Below are 26,996 nucleotides of genomic sequence, written 5' to 3'. Positions count from 1 at the left end.
GCGACGTCAACGCGGCCGTCGCGCTGCGCGAGATGCGCTGGTGGGACATCGACGCGGTGTTCGCCCTGGAGAAGGAGCTGTTCCCGGACGACGCGTGGTCGCGCGGCATGTTCTGGTCCGAGCTGGCCCACGCGCGCGGACCGCGGGCCACCCGCCGCTACGTGGTCGCCATGGCCGGCGAGCGCCTCGTCGGGTACGCGGGGCTCGCCGCCCAAGGGGACCTCGCCGACGTCCAGACCATCGCCGTCGCCCGCGACCACTGGGGCACCGGGCTCGGCGCCCGGCTGCTCACCGACCTGCTCCAGGCCGCGACCGCCTTCGAGTGCGCCGAGGTCATGCTGGAGGTACGGGTCGACAACACCCGGGCGCAGAAGCTCTACGAGCGCTTCGGCTTCGAGCCCATCGGCTTCCGGCGCGGCTACTACCAGCCCGGCAACGTGGACGCCCTGGTCATGCGCCGCACCGATCCCTCCACCCCCGTATCCGGCGTACAAGGAACCGAGATTCATGGCTGACTCGCGCGACGAACCCCTCGTCCTCGGCATCGAGACCTCCTGCGACGAGACCGGTGTCGGCATCGTCCGCGGCACCACCCTGCTCGCCGACGCCGTCGCCTCCAGCGTCGACGAGCACGCCCGCTTCGGCGGTGTCGTGCCCGAGGTCGCCTCCCGCGCGCACCTGGAGGCGATGGTGCCGACCATCGAGCGTGCCCTGAAGGAAGCGGGGGTGAGCGCGAAGGACCTCGACGGCATCGCGGTGACCGCCGGTCCCGGGCTCGCGGGCGCGCTGCTCGTGGGCGTCTCGGCGGCCAAGGCGTACGCGTACGCCCTCGGCAAGCCGCTGTACGGCGTCAACCACCTCGCCTCGCACATCTGTGTGGACCAGCTGGAGCACGGGCCGCTGCCCGAGCCGACCATGGCGCTCCTGGTCTCCGGCGGCCACTCCTCGCTGCTGCTCTCCGCCGACATCACCTCCGACGTGCGGCCGCTCGGCTCGACCATCGACGACGCGGCGGGCGAGGCCTTCGACAAGATCGCGCGGGTGCTGAACCTCGGCTTCCCCGGCGGCCCGGTCATCGACCGGTACGCGCGCGAGGGCGATCCGAACGCCATCGCCTTCCCGCGCGGGCTCACCGGGCCGCGCGACCCGGCGTACGACTTCTCCTTCTCCGGGCTCAAGACGTCCGTCGCCCGCTGGATCGAGGCCAAGCGGGCCGCGGGCGAGGACGTGCCGGTGCGCGATGTGTCGGCGTCCTTCCAGGAGGCCGTCGTCGACGTGCTCACCCGCAAGGCCGTGCGGGCCTGCAAGGACGAGGGCGTCGACCACCTCATGATCGGCGGTGGCGTGGCCGCCAACTCGCGGCTGCGGGCGCTCGCCCAGGAGCGGTGCGAGAAGGCCGGGATCCGGCTGCGCGTGCCGCGCCCCAAGCTGTGCACGGACAACGGCGCGATGGTCGCGGCCCTCGGCGCCGAGATGGTGGCCCGCAACCGCGCGGCCTCCTCGTGGGACCTGTCGGCCGACTCCTCGCTGCCGGTGACGGAGCCGCACGTGCCGGGGCACACGCACTCCCACGACCACGTGCACGAGGTCAGCAAGGAGAACCTGTACTCGTGACCGTCGCGCTGATGTGGGAGGCCCGGGCCGCCGAGGGGCGGGGCGCGGAGCTGCTGACGTGGGCGCGGGCACAGCGGTTCGACGCCGCGCCGCTGCGGCGGGAGCACTTCCGCGCCCCGCAGGACCGGGTCCTCGTCATCACCTGGTGGGACGCCGCGTACGACGCCGACCTCCCGGAGCTGCCGGACCCGGCGCCGGAGCTGGTGGCCCGCGCGGCGCACCGCTGGCGGTTCGAGCCGGTGGACGCAGACTGATGCCCGACGCCCGACGCCCGACGCCTGATGCCCGACGCCTGATGCTCACGTCTTGCGGTACGTCAGCAGGTACCGCCAGAACAGCAGCTGCCGCACGCCGGCGCCGGGCAGGAGGCGGGCCGCCTCGGCGCGGATCCGGGGGAGCGTCATGTCGGGCTGCCGTACCGGCGCCCTGAGCGGGGGCGGGCGCGTGCCGCGCAGGCGTTCGCCCGTGTACACCGCCAGCCGTGCCACGGCGTTGGCGGGCGACGCCGCGAGGTCCCACCACGTCATCCCGGCGTAGCAGCCGAGGACGAGCAGGGTGCCGCCGGGCGCGAGGGCGTCGCGCAGCCGGGTGACGGTGGCGAACGGCATGTGGTGCAGGCTCGCCAGGCAGGTGATGACGTCGTAATGCCCCTCGGGCAGGTCCCCTTCGGTCACGTCCGCCCGCTGGAACCGGGGTCCGCCGCCCAGCGCCCGGGCCTCGGCGATGACCTCGGCGGACGGATCGAGCGCGTCGACCGTGTAGCCGCCTGCGGCGAGGCGCCGGGCGAAACGGCCGGTGCCGCAGCCGACGTCGAGGGCGGTGCGGCCGCCCGGTGGCAGCGCGCGCAGGAGCAGCCGGTGGTAGTGGTCGTTGTGGTCGAAAGGCATGGCGTGAGCCTGCCAGAGGGGGCCGAAGGGGTGCGGGGAAACCGCGCCCCGGTCGGCCCTCGGCCGGCGCCGCTCAGTCGGTGGGCACCGGGTGGCCGATCAGCATGGCCGGGGCGCCCGCCACCCGCGTGAGGAAGACCGTCGCCGCGTTCTTGCCCTGCGGCTTCACCTTGCGGCGCAGTTCCTCCGGCTCCACCGCCGAGCCCCGCTTCTTCACCGTCAGGACGCCGACCTCCCGCTCCCGCAGCAGGGCCTTCAGCTTCTTCACGCCGAACGGGAGCTGATCGGTGATCTCGTACGCCGCCGCGTAGGGGGTCGCGTGCAGCGCGTCGGACGTGACGTACGCGATGGTCGCGTCGATCAGTCCGCCCTCGACCCGGGCCGCGACCTCGGCGACCAGGTGCGCGCGGATGACGGCGCCGTCGGGCTCGTACAGGTACCGCCCCACGGGCCGCACCTCGGGGTCGGGCAGCAGCGTGGCCAGCGGGCTCCACAGCGAGACGTTCCGCGGCAGGAGCGTCGCGCGGTGCGAGGCGGGCGCGTCCGTGCCGAACCACAGCACCGCCTCCTTGACGTCGCCGCCGTCCGAGATCCACTCGGCCGCCGCCTCGGCGGGAATCGCCTCGTGCGGGATGCCGGGGGCGATCTTCAGGGCGGCGCGCGGGGCCCCGAGCGCCGTCCGGACGGCCCAGGACAGCGGCGGGGAGTAGGACTCCGGGTCGAAGATGCGGCCACGCTTGGAGGAGCGGCGCGCCGGGTCCACGAACACCGCGTCGTACGCCGCTGTGTCCACGTCCGTGACATCGGCCTCGCGCACCTCGATGAGGTCGGCGAGCCCGAGTACCTCCGCGTTGGCGCGGGCGACGGCGCAGGTCAGCGGGTCCCGGTCGACGGCGAGGACCGAGATGCCGGCCCGCGCCAGGGCGATGGCGTCACCGCCGATGCCGCAGCAGAGGTCGGCCAGGGAGCGCACGCCCAGCGCCTTGAAGCGCGCGGCGCGGTGCGCGGCGACGGAGGCGCGGGTGGACTGCTCGACGCCGTTGGGCGTGAAGAACATCCGGGCCGCGTCCTCGGCGCCGAACTTCGCCGCCGCCCGCCGGCGCAGGCGGGCCTGGGCGAGGGCGGCGGAGACCAGCGGCGCCGGGTGCTCGCGGCGCAGCCGGGTGGCGGCGGCCAGCTCCTGCGCGGGCTCGACGTCCCGGACCTCGGCGAGCAGGGCCCGGCCCGCCTCGGTGCGCAGGGCGGCGAAGGCGGCGAGCGGGTCGCCGGGGCCGGTGTCGCCGATGGCGGGGGCAGCGGTGGCAGCGCTGGCGTCGGGTCCGGGCGGCGTGTTCGGGTCGTTCACCCGCCCCATTGTGGGCCAGTCGGTGGATGGTGCGCGGCGGGCGGCGGTGTCGGCCCGGGAAGCGGGCCCCGGGCTGCGAGGATCCGGCGCCATGCAACTCGTACGACAAAACGAAGAATGCGCCGTAAGGCGGAAGAATCGGTCGCGTGTCGCGCTCGCGGCGCTGACCGTCACGGCGATCGCCTCCGGCTGCGCCTCCGGGGGCGGATCCGATGCCGTGCGGCCCGCTCACGGCCAGCAGCCGCTCCAGGCGCCGCCCGCCCGGGCCCTGCACTCCTACGCCCAGCAACTCGGCGCCGCCCATGCCGCCCGGGTCACGGCCGCCCAGCGCTGGGGCCTGGCGAGGACCCCGCTGACCGCGCCCGCCCCGCCCGCGACCAAGCCGCGGCTCAAGACCCGCCGGGGCTTCGAGGTCAAGGGGCAGTCGAAGCTGCCGCCGGTCTTCACGACGATCCCGACCAAGAAGAAGGTCGTCTTCCTGACCATCGACGACGGCGCCGAGAAGGACCCGGCGTTCCTGCGGATGATGAGCGACCTGCGGATTCCGTACACCGCCTTCCTCAGCGACTACCTCGTCAAGGAGGACTACGGCTACTTCACGAAGATGCGCGACCGCGGGGTCTCCCTGAACAACCACACCCTCAACCACCGCTACATGCCAGGACTCTCCTACGCACGCCAGCGCCGCGAGATCTGCGGCATGCAGGACGTCATCGAGAAGCGCTACGGCAAGCGGCCGGAACTCTTCCGGCCGCCGTACGGCAACTACAACCGGGACACGCTGCGCGCCGCCAAGTCCTGCGGCATCAAGGCGGTGCCGCTGTGGAACGCGGAGGTCTTCACCGACCGCATGGACTACCGCGAGTGGGACCGCGACCTGCACCCCGGCGACATCCTCCTCACCCACTTCCGGGGCCGCGAGGACTGGAAGGGCACCATGCCCGACATGGTCCGCCGGGCCATGAAGACGGTCACGGCCAAGGGCTACGCGGTGGCCAGGCTGGAGGACTACCTGTGACCCGGCGGGCGCGGGTGCGCCGCCGCCTCCTCGTGGGGGCCCTGCTGTGCGGAGTACTCGCGCCCGCGACGCTGGTGTCCTGCGCGGAGTCGGTGGACCCGATCGAACGCCTGGGCAGGAAAGCCGCCGAGAAGATGCCTCCGCGCGGCCGGGGGAGCACGGGCGACCCGGGCGCCGACCACTGCGGGCGGCCCCGCCCCGGCGATCCGATGCCGCCCCGCGCCGGGCGTACGGGGATGCCCCGCACCGGCGCTCCGGAGCCGCCCCGCGCCGAGCGCACGGGCGCGCCCCGTCGACGCGCCGAGCCGTCGGAGGAACTTCGGGGCCGCGCAGCACGTTGTCCGGACAGGGCCACACCCCTGCCCCCGGGGCCGGGGAGCGCCCCGTCCCCGTAAAGCGCCGCGCAGTGGATTGGCACTCCGCTTGACCGAGTGCTAATCGCCGTCCTAGTCTCGCTTCTGGCACTCCCCGTTGGAGAGTGCCAACAGCGACGGGCAGGTCCGGCACCCGCGACGACGGATCCACCTGGTCGCCACACCTCAGACTGTTAACCCCGTGAGATCTCCGAAGGGGGAGACCGGAACGTGACGACCACCAGCTCCAAGGTTGCCATCAAGCCGCTCGAGGACCGCATTGTGGTCCAGCCGCTCGACGCCGAGCAGACCACGGCCTCCGGCCTGGTCATTCCGGACACCGCCAAGGAGAAGCCCCAGGAGGGCGTCGTCCTGGCCGTGGGCCCGGGCCGCTTCGAGAACGGCGAGCGCCTGCCGCTCGACGTGAAGACCGGCGACATCGTGCTGTACAGCAAGTACGGCGGCACCGAGGTGAAGTACAACGGCGAGGAGTACCTCGTCCTCTCGGCCCGCGACGTGCTCGCGATCGTCGAGAAGTAGTTCACCCGCTTCACCTGCTTCACCAGCAGATTTGCTTTGAGCTGCGCCCCTGGTCACCCCGCTGATTGCCGGGCGGCGAGGGGCGCGGCTCGTTAACCCGAGTTTTCGAGAGGGCTGAATCGCTCCCATGGCGAAGATCCTGAAGTTCGACGAGGACGCCCGTCGCGCCCTTGAGCGCGGCGTCAACAAGCTTGCCGACACGGTCAAGGTGACGATCGGCCCCCGCGGCCGCAACGTCGTCATCGACAAGAAGTTCGGCGCCCCGACCATCACCAACGACGGCGTCACCATCGCCCGTGAGGTAGAGGTCGAGGACCCGTACGAGAACCTCGGCGCCCAGCTGGTGAAGGAGGTGGCGACCAAGACCAACGACATCGCTGGTGACGGCACCACCACCGCCACCGTGCTCGCCCAGGCCCTGGTCAAGGAAGGCCTGCGCAACGTCGCCGCCGGCGCCTCCCCGGCCGCCCTGAAGAAGGGCATCGACGCCGCCGTCAAGGCCGTCTCCGAGGAGCTCCTCGCCACCGCCCGTCCGATCGACGACAAGGCCGACATCGCGGCCGTCGCCGGTCTGTCCGCCCAGGACCCGCAGGTCGGCGAGCTCATCGCCGAGGCGATGGACAAGGTCGGCAAGGACGGTGTCATCACCGTCGAGGAGTCCAACACCTTCGGCCTGGAGCTCGACTTCACCGAGGGCATGGCCTTCGACAAGGGCTACCTGTCGCCGTACATGGTGTCCGACCAGGAGCGTATGGAGGCCGTCCTCGACGACCCGTACATCCTGATCCACCAGGGCAAGATCTCCTCCATCCAGGACATGCTGCCGCTGCTGGAGAAGGTCATCCAGGCCAACTCCTCGAAGCCGCTCCTGATCATCGCCGAGGACGTCGAGGGCGAGGCCCTGTCGACCCTGGTCGTGAACAAGATCCGCGGCACCTTCAACGCCGTCGCGGTGAAGGCCCCCGGCTTCGGCGACCGCCGCAAGGCGATGCTCGGCGACATGGCCACCCTCACCGGTGCCACCGTCATCGCCGAAGAGGTCGGCCTCAAGCTCGACCAGGTCGGCCTGGACGTGCTCGGCACCGCCCGCCGCGTCACCATCACCAAGGACGACACCACGATCGTCGACGGCGGCGGCAACAAGGCCGACGTCGAGGGCCGCGTCAACCAGATCAAGGCCGAGATCGAGGCCACGGACTCCGACTGGGACCGCGAGAAGCTCCAGGAGCGCCTCGCGAAGCTGGCCGGCGGCGTGTGCGTCATCAAGGTCGGCGCCGCCACCGAGGTGGAGCTGAAGGAGAAGAAGCACCGTCTGGAGGACGCCATCTCCGCGACCCGCGCCGCGGTCGAGGAGGGCATCGTCTCCGGTGGTGGCTCCGCGCTCGTCCACGCCGTGAAGGTCCTCGAGGGCAACCTCGGCAAGGAGGGCGACGAGGCCACCGGTGTCGCCGTCGTGCGCCGCGCCGCCGTCGAGCCGCTGCGCTGGATCGCCGAGAACGCCGGCCTGGAGGGTTACGTCATCACCTCCAAGGTCGCCGAGCTGGACAAGGGCTTCGGCTTCAACGCCGCGACCGGCGAGTACGGCGACCTGGTCAAGGCCGGCGTCATCGACCCGGTCAAGGTCACGCGCTCCGCGCTGGAGAACGCCGCGTCCATCGCCTCGCTGCTGCTGACGACCGAGACGCTCGTCGTCGAGAAGCCGGCCGAGGACGAGGGCGACGCGGGCCACGGCCACGGCCACGGTCACTCGCACTGACCTGCGCTCTCGCTGAGCGCCGAGGCCCGACTCCCCTTGTCGCCCAGGGGGAGCCGGGCCTCGGCCTTTTCCGGGACGCGTCTGCCGGGTTGCGCCGACTTCGCCGGGTGCGGGCCTGTTCCTGGCCGGTCGCGCAGTTCCCCGCGCCCCTGAACGGCGTCAGGTGTAGCGCCCCTGGAAGGGGCGCGGGGAACTGCGCGAGGACGGACCACGGCCCGCAGCCGGTGAACACACACCGGCCCGGCAGACGCGAGGGCCCGGAAACAAGACCCTATTGAGGCCCGTACTTGCGGCCCGTGCGGGACGTGACGCCACCCAGAAGGGACCTCGGCGTCACCTTCACGAGGCCCATCAGGGCCTTGTAGCGCGGATCGGGCACGGAGACGGTCCGCCCCCGCGCCAGGTCGGCGAGCCCCGCCGCCACCAGCTTGTCCGCGTCGAGCCACATCCAGTCGGGGATGTTGGACGTCCCCATCCCGGCCCGCTCGTGGAACTCCGTACGGACGAAGCCGGGGCACAGCGCCATCAGCCGCACCCCGCTGCCCGCCAGGTCCTTCGCCGCGCCCTGGGTGAACTGCACGACCCACGCCTTCGAGGCGCCGTACGTCCCGCGCGGTACGAACGCCGCCACCGACGCGACGTTCACCACTCCGCCCCGGCCCCGCTCCCGCATCGACTCCGCGGCCGCCGACGTCAGCCGGAGCACCGCCTCGCAGTGCACCTTGAGCATGGTCAGCTCGTCGGCCATCGCCACTTCCAGGTACCGGCCCTTGTTGCCGAACCCGGCGTTGTTGATCAGCAGGTCGACGGCGTCCCTGCGGTCGGAGAGCCGCTTCTCGACGGCTTCGATGCCGCTGTCCGTCGACAGGTCCGCGGTGAGCACCTCCGCCTCGATGCCGTGCCGGTCGTGCAGCTCGGTCGCCTGTTCGCGCAGCCGCTTGGTGTCACGCGCCACCAGGACGAGGTTGTGGCCGTCACCGGCGAGGCGGCGCGCGAAGGCGGCGCCGATGCCGGCGGTTGATCCCGTAATCAGAGCCGTAGTCATGGACCAAGGCTAGTGAGATTCGGCCACCGCCGGGCCGGCCGCACGCCATGACCCCGGGTCACGAGACCGCGCGCCGTACCCGCGCGCCCGCGGATCGGGCGAGCGCCACCCAAAGGCGCGAGGTGATATTTCACGCCGGGCCCAAGCAACGCTTATGCTCGAAGCATGATCGAGGCCCGTCACCTCCGTGTCCTGCGCGCCGTGGCCGCCACCGGCTCCTTCTCCGCCGCGGCCCGCGAGCTCGGCTGCACCCAGCCCGCCGTGAGCCAGCAGATGAAGGCCCTCGAATCGTCCACCGGTACGCCGCTGCTGATCCGCACCGGCCGCGAGATGCGCCTGACTCAGGCGGGCGAGGCGCTGGTGCGGCACGCCGCGGGCATCCTCGCGGGCCTCACCGCCGCGGAGGAGGAGGTGGCCGCCATCGCGGGCCTGCGCGCGGGCCGGGTCCGGCTCGTCTCCTTCCCGAGCGGCAGTTCGACGCTGGTGCCGGGCGCCCTCGCGGCGCTGCGCGCGGCCCATCCCGGGACGCGCGTCTCCCTGGTGGAGGCCGAACCGCCGCGCTCGGTGGAGATGCTGCGCGAGGGCGACTGCGACGTGGCGCTCGCCTTCCGGTACGCGGCCCGGAGCGAGGCCCCTCAGGGCAAGGCGGACGGCGCGTCCGCCGCCGAGGACTGGGACGACCTCGTCGTGCGCCCGCTGCTCGCGGACCGGCTCGTCGGCCTCGTGCCCGAGGGGCACCGGCTCGCCGGGGCGGACGCCGTCACCATCGGGGAGTTCGCCGACGAGTCGTGGATCGCGGGCTGCCCGCGCTGCCGCCGGCAGCTGGTGGAGGTCTGTGAGGGGGCCGGCTTCGCGCCCCGGATCGACTTCGCCACCGACGACTATCCGGCGGTGATCGGCCTGGTCGGCGCCGGCCTCGGGGTGGCGGTGCTGCCCGAGCTGGCGATCGAGTCGGTGCGCCCCATGGGCGCCCGGACGGTGACGGTCGAACCGGCCGTGCGGCGGGAGATCGTCGCGCTCACGCTGCCGGACCTGGCGCAGGTGCCGGCCGTCGCCGCCACGCTGGACCACCTGGCGCGCGCGGCGGCCCGCTGACCCGCGCGCCGGGCCCACGGCCCCTGTGCAGAAACGTTCCTTCAGTACGGCGAGACGCGCTGCTCAGTGCGGTGAGACCGCTCCGCCGGGCGCGGACGCCGTGACGAGGCGATGGCGCGCCCGCCCCATCAGCTCCTCGCGCTCGTCCTCGGTCAGCCCACCCCACACGCCGTACGGCTCGCGCACCGCGAGCGCGTGAGCGGCGCACTCCGCACGCACCGGGCACCGCATGCAGACCTCCTTGGCGGAGTTCTCTCGCGCGCTGCGCGCGGCACCCCGCTCGCCCTCCGGGTGGAAGAAGAGCGAGCTGTCGACCCCGCGGCAGGCGGCGAGGAGCTGCCAGTCCCAGAGATCTGCGTTCGGTCCGGGAAGGCGGGAGAAATCTGCCATTGCTGTTCCCCTTGAAGCCGTTCTGACGCGGGTACGGTGCCCATGACCGTACATCTACTGTCTAAGGAGATGAAAATATGACTCATTGCGAATCTAGCCACAGACACCGATAAAAGGGAAGAAAAGGAGCTAAATGGGGCATAGGTTGTGATGAAACCTTGAGGGTGTGCCGCACGCTCTGCTCTGTGTCCGGGCCCTCACGTAGAGTGCCGAAGATGGCTGACTGCCCCGTAACTCTTTCGGGTGACCGTCGTTGAGAGTGCGAGGCGGTTGAAGGAAAAGCGCTCGGGCAGGTGTCCGAGAGCGTCAACCGCACAGGTGACGAATATGTACCAGCCTGGAGGCTCAAGGTGACGCGCAGCAGCTGTGAGAGCCGCGGAGGACAGTCATGACATCCGTCCTCGTCTGCGACGACTCCCCGCTTGCCCGAGAGGCGCTCCGTCGAGCGGTCGCGACCGTGCCCGGCGTCGAGCGTGTGACGACGGCGGCCAACGGCGAGGAAGTCCTCCGCCGCTGGGGCGCCGACCGCTCGGACCTGATTCTGATGGACGTACGCATGCCCGGTCTGGGCGGCGTGGAGACCGTCCGGCGGCTGCTGTCCGCCGACCCCGGTGCGCGCATCATCATGCTCACCGTCGCCGAGGACCTCGACGGGGTCGCGCTCGCGGTGGCCGCCGGTGCCCGCGGCTATCTGCACAAGGACGCCTCGCGCGCCGAACTGCGCGCGACGGTCACGCAGGCGCTCGCCGACCCGACCTGGCGGCTCGCCCCGCGCAGACTGCGCTCGGCCGAGATGGGCGCCGCGCCCACGCTCACCGCGCGGGAGATCCAGGTCCTGGAGGGCATGAGCCACGGCCGGTCGAACGCGGAGATCGGACGTGAGCTGTTCCTCTCCGAGGACACGGTGAAGACGCACGCCAGGCGGCTGTTCAAGAAGCTCGGCGCCTCGGACCGGGCGCACGCGGTGGCGCTCGGCTTCCGCTGGGGCCTGGTCCGCTGAGTGTGCCGCGGCGGGGGCGCGACGCCTCCCGCCCGCCACGCGGTGGGCGGGGCGGCGGACGCCCGCCGCACCCCTCCTCGGGAGCGGTGGGTGTCGCTTCGCGGCCGATGCCGCATCCTTGAGGTGTGGAGTTCCTCGGGGACGAGTCGATCGAGCGGGAGGGGAGGGCGCAGGAGATGAGTTCCGGCGCACCTGCTCATAACGCTTCAGTGCACAACTACGGACGCGGTGCCGCGGATCAGCCGCCGTCAAGGCACCATGGACCGATGCGCGATGACAAGACGACGGTGATCGGTGCCCTCGTCCTTCGCGCCGTCGAGGGCGACGAGCAGGCCACGCACGACCTTCTCGCACACGTGCACCCGCTCGCGCTGCGCTACTGCCGCGCCCGGCTGTCCCGGCTGCCGGGTGACGCGCGGCACTTCGTGGAGGATCTGGCGCAGGAGGTCTGTGTCGCCGTACTCCTCGCCCTGCCGCGCTACAAGGACACGGGCCGCCCCTTCGAGGCGTTCGTCTTCGCGATCGCCGCGCACAAGGTGGCCGACCTCCAGCGGGCGGCCATGCGCCGGCCCGGTTCGACCGCCGTGCCCTCCGACGAGATGCCCGAGCGGCCCGACGACTCCCTCGGCCCCGAGGAGCGCGCCCTGCTCAGCAGTGACGCGGAGTGGGCCAAGAAGCTCCTCGCCAACCTCCCGGAGAACCAGCGCGAGCTGCTGCTGCTCAGGATCGCCGTCGGCCTCACGGCCGAGGAGACCGGCCAGATGCTGGGCATGTCCCCGGGAGCGGTGCGCGTGGCCCAGCACCGGGCGCTGAGCCGGCTGCGGGCCCTGGCCGAGCAGTGAGCCGTCGTACGGCGTGCTGCCGTACGAACGTCCAAAGAATGCCGATGATCTTGATCGTGGAATGAGACACTCCTCGTTCCCGTTAGCATGGACATCCGCACCGATCAAGGCCATTTGGGGAAGGTGTCATGACTGCAAACAGCGGTTCTTCGACTGGGGTGCCCGATAAATTCGCGACACTGGGGCTGACCTACGACGACGTGCTGCTGCTGCCGGGCGCGTCGGACATGGCGCCCGACCAGATCGACACCTCCTCGTACATCTCGAAGAACGTGCGGGTGAACGTCCCGCTGCTGTCGGCCGCGATGGACAAGGTCACCGAGGCGCGGATGGCGATCGCCATGGCGCGCCAGGGCGGCGTCGGCGTGCTGCACCGCAATCTCTCCATCGCCGACCAGGCCAACCAGGTCGACCTGGTCAAGCGCTCCGAGTCCGGCATGGTCACCGACCCGATCACGGTGCACCCGGACGCGACGCTCGCCGAGGCCGACGCGATCTGCGCCAAGTTCCGCATCAGCGGTGTCCCGGTGACCGACGCGGCCGACCGGCTGCTGGGCATCGTCACCAACCGCGACATGGCCTTCGAGAACGACCGCGGCCGCCAGGTGCGCGAGGTCATGACGCCGATGCCGCTGGTCACCGGCAAGGTCGGCATCTCCGGTGTGGACGCCATGGAGCTGCTGCGCCGCCACAAGATCGAGAAGCTGCCGCTGGTCGACGACGCGGGCGTGCTCAAGGGCCTCATCACGGTCAAGGACTTCGTGAAGGCCGAGAAGTACCCGAACGCCGCCAAGGACGGCGAGGGCCGGCTCCTGGTCGGCGCCGCCGTCGGCGTCGCGGGCGACGCCTTCGAGCGGGCCCAGGCGCTGGTCGCCGCGGGCGTCGACTTCATCGTCGTCGACACGGCGCACGGCCACTCCCGCCTCGTCGGCGACATGGTCGCCAAGATCAAGTCCGACGCCCCGGGCGTCGACGTCATCGGCGGCAACATCGCCACCCGCGAGGGTGCCCAGGCGCTGATCGACGCCGGTGTCGACGGCATCAAGGTCGGTGTCGGCCCCGGCTCCATCTGTACGACGCGTGTCGTCGCCGGTATCGGCGTCCCCCAGGTGACGGCCATCTACGAAGCCTCGCTCGCCGCCAAGGAGGCCGGTGTCCCGGTCATCGGCGACGGCGGCCTGCAGTACTCCGGAGACATCGCCAAGGCGCTCGTCGCCGGCGCGGACACGGTCATGCTGGGCTCGCTGCTCGCCGGCTGCGAGGAGTCCCCCGGTGAGCTGATGTTCATCAACGGCAAGCAGTTCAAGTCCTACCGCGGCATGGGCTCGCTCGGCGCCATGCAGTCGCGCGGCGACCAGCGCTCCTTCTCCAAGGACCGCTACTTCCAGGAGGGCGTTGCCTCCGACGAGAAGCTGGTGCCCGAGGGCATCGAGGGCCAGGTGCCCTACCGCGGCCCGCTCTCCGCGGTCGTCCACCAGCTGGTCGGCGGCCTGCGCCAGTCGATGTTCTACGTCGGCGGACGCACCGTCCCCGAGCTCCAGGCCAACGGCCGCTTCGTGCGCATCACGTCCGCGGGCCTCAAGGAGAGCCACCCGCACGACATCCAGATGACGGTCGAGGCGCCGAACTACAGCCGTCACAAGTAGTCTTCCGGCTCCACGCGCGCGTGAAGGGGCGGTCCCGGCTCACCGGGGCCGCCCCTTCCGTGTGTGTCGGGGATACTGGACAGGCAGACCAAGAGGGAAAGGCCCCACAACGTGACTGAGATCGAGATCGGGCGCGGCAAGCGCGGCCGCCGCGCGTACGCCTTCGACGACATCGCCGTCGTACCGAGCCGGCGCACCCGCGACCCGAAGGAGGTCTCGATCGCGTGGCAGATCGACGCCTACCGCTTCGAGCTGCCCTTCCTGGCGGCCCCCATGGACTCCGTGGTCTCGCCGCGGACCGCCATCCGCATCGGTGAGCTGGGCGGCCTCGGCGTCCTGAACCTCGAAGGCCTCTGGACGCGCTACGAGGACCCGCAGCCGCTGCTGGACGAGATCGCCGAGCTGGCCCCGGAGACCGCCACGCGGCGCCTCCAGGAGATCTACGCCGCCCCGATCCAGGCCGACCTCATCGGGCAGCGCATCAAGGAGGTGCGCGACTCCGGCGTGGTCACCGCCGCCGCGCTCTCCCCGCAGCGCACCGCCGAGTTCTCCAAGGCCGTCGTGGACGCCGGCGTGGACATCTTCGTGATCCGCGGCACCACCGTCTCCGCCGAGCACGTCTCCGGCGCCGCCGAGCCGCTGAACCTGAAGCAGTTCATCTACGAACTCGACGTGCCGGTCATCGTGGGCGGCTGCGCCACCTACACCGCCGCCCTGCACCTGATGCGCACCGGCGCCGCGGGTGTCCTGGTCGGCTTCGGCGGCGGCGCCGCGCACACCACGCGCAACGTCCTGGGCATCCAGGTGCCGATGGCCACCGCCGTCGCCGACGTCGCGGCCGCCCGCCGCGACTACATGGACGAGTCCGGCGGCCGGTACGTGCACGTCATCGCCGACGGCGCCGTGGGCTGGTCCGGCGACCTGCCCAAGGCCATCGCCTGCGGCGCCGACGCCGTCATGGTGGGCTCCCCGCTGGCCCGCGCCACGGACGCGCCCGGCAAGGGCCACCACTGGGGCATGGAGGCCGTCCACGAGGACGTGCCGCGCGGCAAGAAGGTCCACCTCGGCACCGTCGGCACGACCGAGGAGATCCTCACGGGCCCCTCGCACATCCCCGACGGCTCGATGAACTTCTTCGGCGCGCTGCGCCGTGCCATGGCGACGACGGGCTACAGCGAGCTCAAGGAGTTCCAGCGCGTCGAGGTGACGGTCGCGGACGCGCAGCACAAGCGGTGACGCGCGCGCCGCTCGTGTGACGTCGTGGAAGGGCCCGGACGCGGATGCGTCCGGGCCCTCTCACATGTGTCCGGGCCCTTCCACGCGCGCGTGGCTACAGGCGGTGGGCGGCGCCCGCCGGGGTCGCGCCGCGCGTGTCGAGGAGCAGCTGCGCCTTCACGGCCAGCCCTTGCAGGTCGTACGTGCGGTGGTGCTGGAGCAGGATCGTGAGGTCGGCCTCGGCGGCCGCCTCGTAGAGCGAGTCCGCGCGCGGGACCGGACGGCCGAGGATGCTCCAGTTGGGCACATAGGGGTCGTGGTAGCTGACGGAGGCGCCCAGCTCCATGAGCCGGGTCGCCACCTCCTGGGCGGGGGCGCCCTGCTGGTCGGCCAGGTCGGGCTTGTAGGTGACGCCGAGGAGCAGGACGCGGGCGCCGCGCGCGGACTTGCCGTGTTCGTTGAGCAGGGTCGCCGAGCGCTGGATGACGTACTGGGGCATGCGGTCGTTGACCTGCGCGGCCAGCTCCACCATGCGCAGGGGGCGGGCGCCGCGCGAGGGGTTCGGGATGTCCAGGGGGACGCCGTGGCCGCCGACGCCGGGCCCGGGGCGGAAGGCCTGGAAGCCGAAGGGCTTGGTCTCCGCGCAGCGGATGACGTCCCACAGGTCGATGCCGAGGTCGTGGCAGAGCACCGCCATCTCGTTGACCAGGGCCATGTTGACGTGCCGGTAGTTGGTCTCCAGGAGGTGCACGGTCTCGGCCTCGCGGGGGCCCCGGGCGCGGACGACCTTGTCGGTGAGCCGGCCGTAGAAGGTGGCCGCCGACTCGGTGCAGGCGGGGGTGAGGCCGCCGATGACCTTGGGGGTGCCCGCGTAGCCGTGCGAGCGGTTGCCCGGGTCCAGGCGGCCCGGGGAGTAGGCGAGGTGGAAGTCGCGGCCCGCGCGCAGCCCCGAGCCCGATTCGAGGATCGGGCGCAGGAAGTCCTCGGTGCTCCCCGGGTAGGCGGGGGACTCCAGGATCACGGTGGTGTGCGGCCGCAGCCGGGCGGCCAGGGCGCGGGCGGCCTCCGCCACCTGGCTCAGGTCCAGCGAGCGGTCGGCGGCGGGCGGGGTGGGGGCGCAGATGACGGCGGTGCGCACGCGGCCCAGTTCGGCCGGGTCGGTGGTCGGCCGGAAGCCCCCCGAGAGCATCCGGCGGACGTCGGCCGCGGTGAGGGTCCCCTCGGCGCCGTCGCAGGGCAGGCGGCCGCTCGCCAGGTCGGTGGCGCGGGCGGGATCGTAGCCGGTGGTGGCGATGCCGCGGGCGACGGCGGCCTGCGCGAGGGGCAGGCCGAGGTGGCCGAGACCGATCACTGCGAGATCTGCGGGCATGGCGGTGGGCCGTCCTCCCAATAGCCGGAGCGGGACGTGCGCGCAAGCCCTGTGGACAATGCGGACCAGCGCAATGTCAGACTAGGAGTAAATATGACCGTTTTGTGGCATTGCACTGCCGTGCCGGTTCGGAGTGTTGTCCACAGGCTGCGGACGAGATCGGCGGGCGCGCGGGAAATCTGGGCATGATGTGAGTCCGACCACACCCGATCACAGCGGGAGGCAGCGGTGAGGACAGCGACACTGGGGCCGGCCGAGCGTGCCGAGTCACTTGCGGGAATGGCCGACCGGGAGCTGGACATCCTGGTCGTCGGCGCGGGGGTGGTCGGCGCCGGGACGGCTCTCGACGCGGTCACCCGGGGCCTGTCCACCGGCCTGGTCGAGGCGCGGGACTGGGCCTCGGGCACCTCGAGCCGGTCGAGCAAGCTGATCCACGGCGGACTGCGCTATCTGGAGATGCTGGACTTCGCGCTCGTGCGGGAGGCGCTCAAGGAGCGCGGCCTGCTCCTGGAGCGGCTCGCCCCGCACCTCGTGAAGCCGGTGCCGTTCCTGTACCCCTTGCAGCACAAGGGCTGGGAGCGGCTGTACGCCGGATCGGGCGTCGCGCTCTACGACGCCATGTCGATGTCCCGCGGGCACGGCCGCGGCCTGCCCATGCACCGCCACCTGACCCGCCGGCACGCCCTGCGCGTCGCCCCGTGCCTGAAGAAGGACGCGCTGGTCGGCGCGATGCAGTACTACGACGCGCAGATGGACGACGCCCGCTATGTGGCCACCTTGGTGCGCACCGCCTCGGCGTACGGCGCGAAGGTCGCCAACCGCGCGCGGGTCACCGGCTTCCTGCGCGAGGGCGAGCGCGTGGTCGGCGCCCGTGTGCAGGACGTGGAGGGCGGCGGGGAGTACGAGATCCGCGCCAAACAGGTGGTGAACGCCACGGGCGTGTGGACGGACGACACCCAGGCGATGGTCGGCGAGCGCGGGCAGTTCCACGTCAGGGCGTCCAAGGGCATCCACCTGGTGGTGCCCAAGGACCGGATCAACTCCTCGACGGGGCTGATCCTGCGGACCGAGAAGAGCGTCCTGTTCGTCATCCCCTGGGGGCGGCACTGGATCGTGGGCACCACCGACACGGACTGGGACCTCGACAAGGCCCACCCGGCGGCATCGAGCGCCGACATCGACTACCTGCTGGAGCACGTGAACTCGGTGCTCGCGGTGCCCCTTTCCCGCGACGACGTCCAGGGGGTCTACGCCGGCCTGCGGCCGCTGCTCGCCGGCGAGTCGGACGCCACCAGCAAGCTGTCCCGGGAGCACACGGTCGCGCACCCGGCACCCGGCCTGGTCGTCATCGCGGGCGGCAAGTACACGACGTACCGCGTGATGGCCAAGGACGCCGTCGACGAGGCCGTGCACGCCCTGGACCAGCGCGTCGCCGACTGCGTGACCGAGGACATCCCGCTGGTCGGCGCCGAGGGCTACAAGGCGCTGTGGAACGCCCGCGCGAGGATCGCCGCCCGGACGGGCCTTCATGTCGTGCGCGTGGAACACCTGTTGAACCGGTACGGCTCGCTGGCCGAGGAAGTGCTCGAACTCATCACCGCCGACCCCACCCTCGGCGAGCCGCTCCAGGCGGCCGACGACTACCTGCGGGCCGAGATCGTCTACGCCGCCTCCCACGAGGGCGCCCGCCACCTGGACGACGTGCTGACGCGGCGTACGCGCATCTCGATCGAGACGTTCGACCGGGGGACGCGCAGCGCCCGGCAGTGCGCCGAGCTGATGGCTCCGGTCCTCGGCTGGGACAAGGACCAGATCGAGCGGGAGGTGCAGCACTACGAGAAGCGGGTGGAGGCCGAGCGGGAGTCGCAGCGCCAGCCGGACGACCTGACGGCGGACGCGGCACGGCTGGGGGCGCCGGACATCGTGCCGCTCGGCTGACCGGGGCCGGGCGGGTGGACCCTGCCGGATGAGGCTGTTGTGCCGATTTGGGCGCCGGTGACGGAAGTTGACGGACGGTGCGGGGGAGGGCCGCGGACCGAGCGCGGGACAGGAGGGGCGCGGCCGGGGCCTTGCCTCGGCCGCTGAGCAGGGGAAGAGTGGCGTCGGTGGCCGGCGTCATGGCTCGCGGCGGTCCCTCGGGCGGCGCGCGGAGGGGCGACCGGGAGGGCAACGGCCGCCGGGGAACGGGGTGTCGGCACGACGGGCCCTCGCCGCGCGCGGTCCAGCATGCGGGACGGTGGACCCTGGGCGCCGGCCGGTCCCCGGGTAAGGGACAATGAAGGCTCTGTCAGGGCGGGTTGCGCGGGTAGCAGCGGTACAGCAGAGGGGACGCATGTCGGACGCGGAGCAGACGGGTGAGGCCCGTCGGGACAAGAGCGAACGTCTCCTCGCCGGCCGGTACCGGCTGGGAGAGGTGCTCGGCCGCGGCGGCATGGGCACCGTGTGGCGCGCCAAGGACGAGACGCTGGGCCGTACGGTCGCGGTGAAGGAGCTGCGGTTCCCCTCGAGCATCGACGAGGAGGAGAAGCGGCGGCTCATCACGCGGACGCTGCGCGAGGCCAAGGCGATCGCGCGCATCCGCAACACCAGCGCGGTGACGGTCTACGACGTGGTCGACGAGGACGACCGGCCCTGGATCGTGATGGAGCTGGTCGAGGGCAAGTCCCTCGCGGAGGCGATCCGCGAGGACGGGGTGCTCACCCCGAGGCGGGCGGCCGAGGTCGGCCTCGCCATCCTCGACGTGCTGCGCTCGGCGCACCGCGAGGGCATCCTGCACCGCGACGTGAAGCCGTCGAACGTGCTGATCGCCGAGGACGGCCGGGTCGTGCTCACGGACTTCGGCATCGCGCAGGTCGAGGGCGACCCGTCGATCACGTCGACGGGCATGCTCGTCGGCGCGCCCTCGTACATCTCGCCGGAGCGGGCCCGCGGGCACAAGCCGGGCCCCGCGGCCGACCTGTGGTCGCTGGGCGGACTGCTGTACGCGGCCGTCGAGGGCGTACCTCCGTACGACAAGGGGTCGGCCATCGCGACCCTGACGGCGGTGATGACCGAGGACGTCGACAAGCCCGTGAACGCGGGGCCGTTGGAGAAGGTCATCTACGGCCTGCTCGCCAAGGACCCCCAGCAGCGGCTCGACGACGCCGGGGCGCGGGCGCTGCTGATGGACGTGATCCACGCGCCGGAGGTGGAGCCGGTCGAGGCGACGAAGGTCGTGCCCCTGCCGCCGGTGCCGCCGGCGCCGAAGCCCGCCAAGGGCGTCGGAGCGGGCATGCCCGCCCGGCTGACGAAGAAGTCCGCCGGGGTCGGCGCCGCCGGTGCCTCCACGGCGTCCGCCGCGTCCGCCGGACGCAAGGGCGAGGACACCGCCGACCGGCTGAAGGGCGCGCTGCGGTCGGTCCGCGAGGCGGCCACGGGCGCCATGGGGTCCGCTGGGTCCGCAGGGTCTTCGGGGTCTATCACTGCCTCCGGGAGCGGCGCGGCCGTGCCTCCGGCGCCGAGCGCGCCGCCCGGTGTCTCGCCGCGGGTGCCGCCCAAGGCGTCGCTCACCGATGTGGTGCCGCGCCGGACGCTGGTGATAGTGAGCGTGGTGGCCGTGCTCGCGGTGCTCGGCACGGTGCTGGCCTTCGCGCTCACGAGCGGGGACGACAGCGGTTCCGGCGGGGACAGCAAGGGCGGCGACAAGGCCGCGTCCAGTGGTGCGAGCACCGGTGGCGGCCAGGGCAAGGACGGCAGGGACACCGGTAAGGACGCCGGCAAGGACACGGGCAAGGAGTCGGGCTCCGGGGACGACAAGGAGCAGGGCCAGGGGCAGGGCACGGACCCGGGCAAGGGCTCGGACTCCGACTCGGACGAGGGCAAGGGGCACGACCCGAGCCAGGACGACGGCAAGGAGCCGCAGGACGGCGCCGCGTCGACGTACGAGCACGCCCAGGGCTTCAAGATCGGGCTGCCCAAGGGGTGGAAGTTCCAGACCACCGGCAGGGCGGGCGCGCGGTTCACCGGGCCCGACGGCCAGAAGCTGCTGATCGGCTGGACGGGCACGCCCAAGGACAACCCGGTGGCGGACTGGAAGAACCAGGAACTCCACATGATCCGGTCGCAGTACGACCGGATACGGATAGAAAAGGTGGACTTCCGTGGGTGGGACACCGCCGACTGGGAATTCACCTACGTGGAGGCCGGGACCAAGTACCGGTCCGTCGACCGCGGCTTCGTCGTCAACGGCGGGCTCGGCTACGGAATGATGTACACGGCCAGGGCCGACGACTGGAAGAGCGATCAGCGGCGGGACACGTGGCGGACGTTCACGAAGACGTTCCAGCCGAAGTCGTGAGCCGGGATTTCGGGTCGTGAGATCTCGTATCCCCTCATTGCGGTTCGCCCACGGCACGTATCGTGAAGGTCGGCGCACCGTGAGCGGCCGCAACGAGCCACAAGACGAACGGAATTGACCACCGGGCGGACGGGGGAGGCATCGTGGACGACTACGCGGGACGAGTTCTCGCCGACCGCTACCGCCTGCCGCTGCCGCCCTCGGACGCGTACGAACTCGCCGAATCGCGCGCCTTCGACACCTACAGCGGGCAGGAAGTCCTGGTCCGGCAGGTTCCGTTGCCCGAGATCGTCGAGGCGGAGGTCCTGGAGGAGGACGACCTGCCCGAGGGGTTCGTGCCCCGGGCGGGCGCGGGCGGCGCCGGGGTGCGGCGGGCCGCGGCGCGGACCACGCGCAGTCCCACGGACCCGGCGGTGCGGCGCGCGATGGAGGCGGCGCAGACCGCAGCGCAGATACCGGACCATCCCCGGCTCGACCAGGTCTTCGACGTGTTCGCGGAGGGCGGCTCGCTGTGGATCGTCAGCGAGTTGGTGGCGGCGCGGCCGCTGGCGGCGCTCCTCGCGGACGGGCCGCTCAGCCCCTACCGCGCGGCGGAGGTCGCGGCGGACGTCCTCGCGGCGCTGCGCGTGCTGCACGCCCATGGCTGGGTGCACCGGAACATCACCGCGCGCACGGTGCTGATCTGCGACGACGGCCGCGTGATGCTGACGGGGCTCGCGGCCGGGGCGGCCGAGGAGGCGCTGTGCGGGTACGACCCCCGGCCCGTGGAGGCGGGGGAGGCGGCAGGATCGGCGGGGTCGATCGGAAACGTGGCGGCCTACGGGGGGCCGTCGTGGGGTGAGGACGCGTACGACGCCGGGTGCGGGGACGCGTACGAGGCCGGGCGTGACGCGGGGGGCGCGGCGGTCGAGCCCGCTCCCGAGCCGCCCGGCCAGGACACGGCTGCCGTGGTGCGGCGGGCCGTGCGGGCGACGGAGGCGGCCGAGACCGCGGGTTCGGCCCGCAACGCGGCGCGGGCCGCGCGGGGGGCGTCCATCGCGGCCTACCGCGCGGGGGCGGCGCGGGCGGCCGCCCGGGTGGACGAGAACACCTCTGGGGTGCCGGGACCTCGGCGGGGCGAGGAAGGTGACGACGGGGCGGGTATCGGCGGCGGTGGGCGGGACCGCGGCTTTGGCGCCAGTGGGGCTGGGGGGCCGGGACCTCGGCGGGGCGAGGAAGGTGACCCCGGGGCCGGTACCGGCGGTGGGCGGGACCGTGGCTTCGGGGCGAGTGGGGCCGGGGGGGCGGGGACGGCCGGGCAGATCTCGGATCCCTACGGCGTCGGGGAGACGAAGACCTGGCACGGGGCGGTGCCGCGGGGTGGGGATGCCGGTCCGTACGGGCCTCGGCAGAGCAGTGATGGTCCGGCCGGCGGCATGGGCCCCGACACCGAGATGAGCCCCACCGCCCGGAGCGGCTCGGCCGCCCCTCCGGGCCAGGCGGGCCCGGCAACCGCCGAATCCGCGTCCGACCCGTACGGGGCGCACGGCGACTGGGGCGCGCCCGGTGGGGAGTCGGGAGGGCGGCGGGGGCCCGCCACCGCGCTGGACGCCGAGCGGGCCCGGCACGCGCGCATGGTGGTCGTCGGGGCCGTCACCGAGCGGTGGGCGCCCGAACAGGCCGGGCCCGTGCACGAGAACTGGCAGCTCGCCGCCCCGATCGGCCCCGCCACCGACCTGTGGGCCCTGGGCGTCCTGCTCTTCCGCGCGGTGCAGGGCCACGCGCCCTACCCCGAGGACAGCACCGCCGAACTCGTACAGCTGGTGTGCGCCGAGCCGCCCGCGTTCGCCGAGGAGTGCGGGCCGCTGCGGCCCGTGGTGGAGTCCCTGCTGCGTCAGGACCCCACCGAGCGACTCGACTTCGAGGAGGCCGGCGGCTGGCTGCGCTCCCTGGTGCGCTCCGCGCCGGAGCCGGAGGCCGGGGCGCACGTCGTGCCGGTGCCGCCGTACGACGCCGGACGGCTGCCCGTCGTACGCCGCAGGGGCGAGATCGTGCGCAGGCGCCGCACGGCCGCGCCCGCCGCCGCCGGCGGCCAGGGGCACGGGAGGCACAAGCGGGGACGGGGCAAGGACGTCCGCTCCGCGAGGCCGCCGCGCGCCCCCCGCGAGCCGCGCGCCCCCCATGAGCAGCGCGGACTCCGCCAGACCCCGCCGGCACACGAGACCCGCCCGCTCCGTGAGGAGGCACCGCTCCGCGAGACCCGGTCGGATCGGGTGCCGCAGGGGCAGGGCTCGGCGCGGCCCCGTTCGCTGGGGCGGCTGCTGCTCCTGGCGATCCTCGTCGGTCTCGTCGCGGCGGTCGCGTACGCCATGCTGTTCTTGCCGAAGGGCGACGACGGGGGGCGGGGCGAGGGCGCGAGGAGCGCGGGCGAGGTGAGCCCGGGTCCCAGCCACGACGAGAACCAGGGTGACGCGGGCGACGACGGCAAGAGCGGCCCCGGAGGCGACGGTTCGGGCAAGGACGGCACGGACGAGGGCAAGTCCGGCAACAGCCCCAGTTCGCAGGAGGCGCAGACCGGGGGTCCCGAGCTGCCGCGCGGCTTCACCCTGCGCAAGGACACCGAGGGGTTCCGCGTGGCCGTGGCGAGCGGCTGGGACCGGCAGGACAAGAACGGCCGGGGCCAGGTCCGTTACACCCACGGCGGCTTCGAGCTGCTGGTGGTCCCGGGCCGCGACACCACCGACGGCTACGGCAGCGACCCCATGAAGTACCAGCGCGAGCACGAGCGCGAGCTCCAGCCGTTCCGGGACTCCTCCTGGGCGACCTCCAGCGGCATGCGGCGCATCGACGTCGGCGGACGGGCCATGGCCGAGGGCCAGTTCACCTGGCAGGACGCGCAGGGCCGCGAGGTCTACGTACGCAATCTCGTGCTGGTCGTGGGCGGGAAGTACCACGTGGTGCAGGTGCGGGGCCCCGAGGCGGAGAGGGACGAGGTCACGCGGCTGTACGAGCAGGCCGCGAAGACCTATCAGAGCACCGGCCGCGGCACCGGCTAGCGTCACGGCCGCACGCTTGCCGGCGGCACAAGAGCGACAAGAGTGCCGATCGACGGCACAAGAGCGACAAGAGCGCCGATCGACGGCACAAGAGCGACAAGAGCGCCGATCGGTGTCACATCGGGGTCTCCTTGGACCCCTGTGGTTCCCTGCGCGCCGTCCCCTCCCTAACCTGGCTCATGTCAAGACCATTGCGGGGGAACGTGAATCAGAGCCAGGGCCTGCTCCTCGCGGGCCGCTACCGACTCGGGGAGTCCATCGGCCGCGGTGGCATGGGGCGGGTGTGGCGCGCCCGGGACGAGGTGCTGCACCGTGCCGTCGCCGTCAAGGAACTGACGGCCGTGCAGTTCGTGCAGGAGGCCGATCGCGCGGTCCTCTTCGCGCGGACCCAGACGGAGGCGCGGGCCGCCGCCCGGATCAACCACCCCGCCGTCGTCACCGTCCATGACGTACTGGAGTACGACGACCGGCCCTGGATCGTGATGGAGCTGGTCGAGGGCCGCTCCCTCGCGGACGCCGTCAAGGAGCAGGGCCGCGTCGAGTCGGTCGAGGCCGCCCGCATCGGCCTGTGGACCCTGAAGGCCCTGCGCGCCGCGCACACCGCCGGCGTACTGCACCGCGACGTCAAGCCGGGCAACGTCCTGCTGGCGCGGGACCGGCGGATCCTGCTCACCGACTTCGGCATCGCGGCGATCGAGGGGGACGCCACGATCACCCGGACCGGGGAAGTCGTCGGGTCCGTCGACTACCTGGCGCCCGAGCGGGTCAGCGGCTCCAACCCCGGCCCGGCCTCCGACCTGTGGGCGCTCGGCGCGACGCTGTACACGGCGGTCGAGGGCAACTCCCCGTTCCGGCGCACCTCGCCGATCGGCACCATGCAGGCCGTGGTCACCGAGGAGCCCGCCCCGCCCGAGCACGCCGGGGCCCTCGCGCCCGTCATCAGCGCCCTCCTGCGCAAGGACCCGGCGGCCAGGCCCAGCGCCGAGGAGGCCGAGCACATGCTCGCCGAGGCGGCGGAGGGGCGCAGACCGAGCGCCGCGCAGGCGTACGTGTCGACGCAGACGCACCCCAAGAGGCGGCAGCCCGCGCACGGCGCCGATTCCCGCACCGTCGTGGAGGGCGCCGGCGGGGACGGCGGCGGTACCGCCACGGTGGCCCACGCCGGGCAGGCGCCCGGACGCGCCCCGTCGGCGTCCGAGGCGGCGGACCGGTCCGCCCCCGGGCGGGGCCGCCGCCTGGCCGCCGTCGCCGCACTCACCGTCGTGGCCGCGCTGCTCGGCGGCGGTGGCGTGTTCGGCTTCCTGCGGCTGACGGGTCAGGCCGGGGGCGGCGACGACCGGGCGCAGGCCGCCGGGATCGACGACGGCGCCGGCCGGACCGTGGGCGGCATCCCGCAGGACTGGCCGCGCGTGCACGACCCGAACGGCTTCAGCCTGCGGCTGCCCAAGGGCTGGAAGCGCAAGGTGGACGGCAACCAGACCGACTACACGCCCGACGGCGGACGCCGCTTCCTGCGCGTCGCCGTCGACGGGAAACCGCAGTACGAGACCCCCTACCTGCATCAGCTCGCCCTGGAGAAGCCCCTGCGGGCGAAGCTGCCCCGGTACCGGCGGCTGCACCTGAACTCCAACACGTTCCGCGACCGGCCGGGCGCCCTGTGGGAGTTCAGCTGGACGGCGGGCTCGAACGACACCACGGCGGGCCCGCGCCGCGCGATCTCGCAGACGTATATCGGCCGTGACGGCACCGAGTACGTCCTCTACATGTCGGCGCCCGCCGCCGGCTGGGACGTCACCCGGGAGCGGTTCGACGCGATGCTGAGGGGATGGCGGGAGGGCTGAGCGCGCCCCGGGGGCGACGGCCGGAACCAGCCCGTGCGCGGTGAGTGCCATTCCGTTCGCACACGTGTGGGGCATGATGGCCGCATGGGGAGCCCGGGAGACCACCCAGGGGGCGGCAACGCCCGTGTGATCGCGGGGCGTTACCGTCTGGAGGCACGGCTCGGCCGGGGCGGCATGGGTGTCGTGTGGCGCGCCACCGATCTGCTCCTGGGGCGCGGGGTCGCCGTCAAGGAGCTGGAGCGGGACGAGACGCTCTCCGACACCGAGGCCTCGCAGGCGCGCGAGCGGACCCTGCGCGAGGCGCGGGCCGTGGCGCAGCTGCGCCATCCGCACATCGTCGTCGTCCACGACGTCGTCGTGGAGGACGAACAGCCGTACATCGTCATGGAGCTGATCGAGGGCGGCTCCCTCGCGGGGCACCTGGCGCGGCACGGCCCGATCGACGCGGACACCGTCGCCCGGATGGGCATCGACCTGCTCGGCGCGCTGAGCACCGCCCACGAGGCGGGCATCCTGCACCGCGACCTGAAGCCCGCCAACGTCCTCCTGGAGGCCGCCACCGGCCGCGCCGTCCTCACCGACTTCGGGATCGCGCAGGTCACCGGGGCGACGACGCTCACCGAAGTGGGCTCGTTCGTCGGCTCGCCCGAGTACACCGCGCCCGAGCGCATCGCGGGGGAACACACCGGCCCCGAGTCCGACCTGTGGTCGCTCGGCGCGCTGCTCGTCACCGCGCTGGCCGGCGAGTCACCCTTCCGCAGGGATTCCATCGGCGGTGTCCTGCACGCCGTCGTCTACGAGGAGATCCGCCCGCCGGAGAGCGCGGCGCCGCTCCTGCCGGCCGTCCTCGGCCTCCTGGAGCGCGACCCCCGGCGGCGCCTCGACGGGGTGGCGGCGCAGCGGCTGCTCCAGGCGTACGTCGACACGGGGCGCATGCCGCTCTGGCGGCCGGAGCACGGCAGGGCGAGCCATGGCGCCGTCGAGGCGCGCGAGCGCCACGGCAGGGTGATGCTGGTCGCCGCGGCGCTGGCGGCGGCCGTGGCCGGGGCCGGGGTCTCGGCCGCCGCGCTGCTGTGGGGCCGGGACGCGGACGGCGGGACGCCGGGCAACTCCGCCTCCCCCTCCACCACCGTCGGCGGCCCCACGCCCACCGTGACGGTCAGCCGGGGCACGCGGACACCGGCGCCGTCCGCGCCCCGGCCGTCCACGCCCCAGCCGCCCGAGGGGTACCGCCTGGCGCGGGACCCCGGGGGCTTCACGATCGCCGTGCCGACGGGCTTCGCCCGCCAGGTCGACGGGCCACGGATCTCCTACGTCTCCCCGGGCGCCACCTACCGCATCGGCATCACGGAGGACGACCCGCGGCCGGGCGGCCCGCTCGCCGCGCAGCGCCGCGCCGCCGCCGAGGGGGCGCGGCGCAACCCCGGCTACCGCAACGGCGGCGTCACCGAGACCACCCGCAACGGCCGCCCGGCCGCCCTGTGGGAGTTCACCTGGGACGGCCCGGACATGCCCCGGGGCGAGCGGCACACGTACGACCTCTGCTGGGAGGAGGGCGGCCGGAGGTACGACGTCCAGGTGTCGGGGCCGGCCGAGGAGGCGGAGCAGACGCGGAAGTACTTCGACACGGCCGTCGACACGTTCGTACGCGGGTGAGGTCCCGCACGTT

At 72.9% G+C, this 26,996-nt stretch carries 21 protein-coding genes; 16 read left to right on the top strand and 5 right to left on the bottom strand.

The window, feature by feature from the left end; translation table 11 throughout:
* Nucleotides 1–32 precede the first annotated feature (32 nt).
* The 3 genes from rimI to ABZ385_RS13465 are packed head-to-tail and all read left to right on the top strand — an operon-like array spanning nucleotide 33 to nucleotide 1,868.
* Nucleotides 33–515, top strand: coding sequence for a ribosomal protein S18-alanine N-acetyltransferase (rimI, locus tag ABZ385_RS13475; RefSeq protein WP_358577471.1), 483 nt, complete (start codon nucleotides 33–35; stop codon nucleotides 513–515).
* On the top strand, nucleotides 508–1,614 hold the full coding sequence (gene tsaD / locus ABZ385_RS13470; protein ID WP_358577429.1) for a tRNA (adenosine(37)-N6)-threonylcarbamoyltransferase complex transferase subunit TsaD: 1,107 nt from the start codon (nucleotides 508–510) through the stop codon (nucleotides 1,612–1,614). The genes rimI and tsaD overlap by 8 nt, the downstream gene beginning before the upstream one ends.
* Nucleotides 1,611–1,868 (top strand): hypothetical protein, encoded by a 258-nt coding sequence (locus ABZ385_RS13465; protein WP_358577432.1) that lies wholly within the window; start codon nucleotides 1,611–1,613, stop codon nucleotides 1,866–1,868. The genes tsaD and ABZ385_RS13465 overlap by 4 nt, the downstream gene beginning before the upstream one ends.
* A gap of 45 nt (nucleotides 1,869–1,913) precedes the next feature.
* Here ABZ385_RS13465 and ABZ385_RS13460 read toward each other — a convergent pair whose 3' ends face one another.
* Nucleotides 1,914–2,501, bottom strand: a complete 588-nt coding sequence (locus tag ABZ385_RS13460) for a class I SAM-dependent methyltransferase (RefSeq protein ID WP_358911405.1) — start codon at nucleotides 2,499–2,501, stop codon at nucleotides 1,914–1,916.
* A gap of 73 nt (nucleotides 2,502–2,574) precedes the next feature.
* Complete coding sequence (locus ABZ385_RS13455; RefSeq protein WP_358911403.1) at nucleotides 2,575–3,855, bottom strand: methyltransferase domain-containing protein; 1,281 nt, start codon at nucleotides 3,853–3,855, stop codon at nucleotides 2,575–2,577.
* A gap of 82 nt (nucleotides 3,856–3,937) precedes the next feature.
* On the opposite strand from ABZ385_RS13455, the gene ABZ385_RS13450 reads away from it, so the two are divergent.
* The 3 genes from ABZ385_RS13450 (at nucleotide 3,938) to groL (ending at nucleotide 7,513) form a co-directional block, all read left to right on the top strand.
* Nucleotides 3,938–4,864, top strand: a complete 927-nt coding sequence (locus tag ABZ385_RS13450) for a polysaccharide deacetylase family protein (protein ID WP_358911401.1) — start codon at nucleotides 3,938–3,940, stop codon at nucleotides 4,862–4,864.
* A 584-nt stretch (nucleotides 4,865–5,448) separates the two neighbouring features.
* Nucleotides 5,449–5,757, top strand: a complete 309-nt coding sequence (gene groES / locus ABZ385_RS13445) for a co-chaperone GroES (protein WP_017239619.1) — start codon at nucleotides 5,449–5,451, stop codon at nucleotides 5,755–5,757.
* Between the two features lie 127 nt (nucleotides 5,758–5,884).
* Entirely contained in the window at nucleotides 5,885–7,513 is a 1,629-nt protein-coding gene (gene groL / locus ABZ385_RS13440; protein ID WP_358577442.1) for a chaperonin GroEL, read from the top strand.
* Between the two features lie 271 nt (nucleotides 7,514–7,784).
* On the opposite strand, the gene ABZ385_RS13435 is transcribed toward groL, so the two are convergent.
* Nucleotides 7,785–8,558 carry an SDR family oxidoreductase gene (locus tag ABZ385_RS13435; protein WP_358589985.1) on the bottom strand — a complete coding sequence of 258 codons (774 nt, stop codon included), beginning with the start codon at nucleotides 8,556–8,558 and terminating at the stop codon, nucleotides 7,785–7,787.
* A gap of 165 nt (nucleotides 8,559–8,723) precedes the next feature.
* On the opposite strand from ABZ385_RS13435, the gene ABZ385_RS13430 reads away from it, so the two are divergent.
* A complete protein-coding gene (locus ABZ385_RS13430; RefSeq protein WP_358589987.1) occupies nucleotides 8,724–9,653 on the top strand; it encodes a LysR family transcriptional regulator in 930 nt (309 codons plus the stop codon).
* Between the two features lie 63 nt (nucleotides 9,654–9,716).
* On the opposite strand, the gene ABZ385_RS13425 is transcribed toward ABZ385_RS13430, so the two are convergent.
* Nucleotides 9,717–10,043, bottom strand: coding sequence for a WhiB family transcriptional regulator (locus ABZ385_RS13425; protein ID WP_358589990.1), 327 nt, complete (start codon nucleotides 10,041–10,043; stop codon nucleotides 9,717–9,719).
* 388 nt (nucleotides 10,044–10,431) lie between these two features.
* Here ABZ385_RS13425 and ABZ385_RS13420 point away from each other — a divergent pair, with 388 nt between their 5' ends.
* The 4 genes from ABZ385_RS13420 (at nucleotide 10,432) to ABZ385_RS13405 (ending at nucleotide 14,767) form a co-directional block, all read left to right on the top strand.
* Nucleotides 10,432–11,043: a response regulator transcription factor gene (locus tag ABZ385_RS13420; RefSeq protein ID WP_003948568.1), complete on the top strand. Its 612-nt coding sequence runs from the start codon at nucleotides 10,432–10,434 to the stop codon at nucleotides 11,041–11,043.
* A gap of 266 nt (nucleotides 11,044–11,309) precedes the next feature.
* The gene (locus ABZ385_RS13415; RefSeq protein WP_358589992.1) at nucleotides 11,310–11,885 is read left to right on the top strand and encodes a sigma-70 family RNA polymerase sigma factor; all 576 of its coding nucleotides are present in this window, start codon (nucleotides 11,310–11,312) and stop codon (nucleotides 11,883–11,885) included.
* A 128-nt stretch (nucleotides 11,886–12,013) separates the two neighbouring features.
* Complete coding sequence (gene guaB / locus ABZ385_RS13410) at nucleotides 12,014–13,531, top strand: IMP dehydrogenase (RefSeq protein ID WP_358589995.1); 1,518 nt, start codon at nucleotides 12,014–12,016, stop codon at nucleotides 13,529–13,531.
* 111 nt (nucleotides 13,532–13,642) lie between these two features.
* Nucleotides 13,643–14,767 (top strand): GuaB3 family IMP dehydrogenase-related protein, encoded by a 1,125-nt coding sequence (locus tag ABZ385_RS13405; protein ID WP_358911399.1) that lies wholly within the window; start codon nucleotides 13,643–13,645, stop codon nucleotides 14,765–14,767.
* Between the two features lie 94 nt (nucleotides 14,768–14,861).
* On the opposite strand, the gene ABZ385_RS13400 is transcribed toward ABZ385_RS13405, so the two are convergent.
* The gene (locus ABZ385_RS13400) at nucleotides 14,862–16,115 is read right to left on the bottom strand and encodes a nucleotide sugar dehydrogenase (protein WP_358589616.1); all 1,254 of its coding nucleotides are present in this window, start codon (nucleotides 16,113–16,115) and stop codon (nucleotides 14,862–14,864) included.
* 228 nt (nucleotides 16,116–16,343) lie between these two features.
* Between ABZ385_RS13400 and ABZ385_RS13395 the strand changes: the two genes are divergently transcribed.
* From ABZ385_RS13395 to ABZ385_RS13375, 5 genes are all read left to right on the top strand, one after another.
* Entirely contained in the window at nucleotides 16,344–18,053 is a 1,710-nt protein-coding gene (locus ABZ385_RS13395) for a glycerol-3-phosphate dehydrogenase/oxidase (RefSeq protein WP_358589614.1), read from the top strand.
* A gap of 394 nt (nucleotides 18,054–18,447) precedes the next feature.
* A complete protein-coding gene (locus ABZ385_RS13390; RefSeq protein WP_358589612.1) occupies nucleotides 18,448–20,451 on the top strand; it encodes a serine/threonine-protein kinase in 2,004 nt (667 codons plus the stop codon).
* 143 nt (nucleotides 20,452–20,594) lie between these two features.
* Nucleotides 20,595–23,486, top strand: coding sequence for a protein kinase (locus tag ABZ385_RS13385; RefSeq protein ID WP_358589609.1), 2,892 nt, complete (start codon nucleotides 20,595–20,597; stop codon nucleotides 23,484–23,486).
* A 179-nt stretch (nucleotides 23,487–23,665) separates the two neighbouring features.
* Nucleotides 23,666–25,327, top strand: a complete 1,662-nt coding sequence (locus ABZ385_RS13380) for a serine/threonine-protein kinase (RefSeq protein WP_358911397.1) — start codon at nucleotides 23,666–23,668, stop codon at nucleotides 25,325–25,327.
* Nucleotides 25,328–25,411: 84 nt separating this feature from the next.
* Nucleotides 25,412–26,983 carry a protein kinase gene (locus ABZ385_RS13375; protein WP_358911395.1) on the top strand — a complete coding sequence of 524 codons (1,572 nt, stop codon included), beginning with the start codon at nucleotides 25,412–25,414 and terminating at the stop codon, nucleotides 26,981–26,983.
* Nucleotides 26,984–26,996 lie beyond the last annotated feature (13 nt).

Source organism: Streptomyces sp. NPDC005898 (assembly GCF_040629635.1).
Taxonomy (GTDB): Bacteria; Actinomycetota; Actinomycetes; order Streptomycetales; family Streptomycetaceae; genus Streptomyces.
This window is presented reverse-complemented; position numbering and strand designations above follow the sequence as displayed.

Excerpts from the sequence above, each read along its gene's own strand:
- ABZ385_RS13435 (WP_358589985.1), bottom strand. The coding sequence starts at position 8,558 with ATGACTACGGCTCTGATTACGGGATCAACCGCCGGCATCGGCGCCGCC.
- ABZ385_RS13420 (WP_003948568.1), top strand. The coding sequence starts at position 10,432 with ATGACATCCGTCCTCGTCTGCGACGACTCCCCGCTTGCCCGAGAGGCG.
- ABZ385_RS13425 (WP_358589990.1), bottom strand. The coding sequence starts at position 10,043 with ATGGCAGATTTCTCCCGCCTTCCCGGACCGAACGCAGATCTCTGGGAC.
- ABZ385_RS13415 (WP_358589992.1), top strand. The coding sequence starts at position 11,310 with ATGCGCGATGACAAGACGACGGTGATCGGTGCCCTCGTCCTTCGCGCC.
- ABZ385_RS13390 (WP_358589612.1), top strand. The coding sequence starts at position 18,448 with ATGTCGGACGCGGAGCAGACGGGTGAGGCCCGTCGGGACAAGAGCGAA.
- ABZ385_RS13375 (WP_358911395.1), top strand. The coding sequence starts at position 25,412 with ATGGGGAGCCCGGGAGACCACCCAGGGGGCGGCAACGCCCGTGTGATC.
- ABZ385_RS13400 (WP_358589616.1), bottom strand. The coding sequence starts at position 16,115 with ATGCCCGCAGATCTCGCAGTGATCGGTCTCGGCCACCTCGGCCTGCCC.
- ABZ385_RS13380 (WP_358911397.1), top strand. The coding sequence starts at position 23,666 with ATGTCAAGACCATTGCGGGGGAACGTGAATCAGAGCCAGGGCCTGCTC.
- tsaD (WP_358577429.1), top strand. The coding sequence starts at position 508 with ATGGCTGACTCGCGCGACGAACCCCTCGTCCTCGGCATCGAGACCTCC.
- rimI (WP_358577471.1), top strand. The coding sequence starts at position 33 with ATGCGCTGGTGGGACATCGACGCGGTGTTCGCCCTGGAGAAGGAGCTG.
- groL (WP_358577442.1), top strand. The coding sequence starts at position 5,885 with ATGGCGAAGATCCTGAAGTTCGACGAGGACGCCCGTCGCGCCCTTGAG.
- ABZ385_RS13430 (WP_358589987.1), top strand. The coding sequence starts at position 8,724 with ATGATCGAGGCCCGTCACCTCCGTGTCCTGCGCGCCGTGGCCGCCACC.
- ABZ385_RS13460 (WP_358911405.1), bottom strand. The coding sequence starts at position 2,501 with ATGCCTTTCGACCACAACGACCACTACCACCGGCTGCTCCTGCGCGCG.
- guaB (WP_358589995.1), top strand. The coding sequence starts at position 12,014 with ATGACTGCAAACAGCGGTTCTTCGACTGGGGTGCCCGATAAATTCGCG.
- ABZ385_RS13450 (WP_358911401.1), top strand. The coding sequence starts at position 3,938 with ATGCAACTCGTACGACAAAACGAAGAATGCGCCGTAAGGCGGAAGAAT.
- ABZ385_RS13455 (WP_358911403.1), bottom strand. The coding sequence starts at position 3,855 with ATGGGGCGGGTGAACGACCCGAACACGCCGCCCGGACCCGACGCCAGC.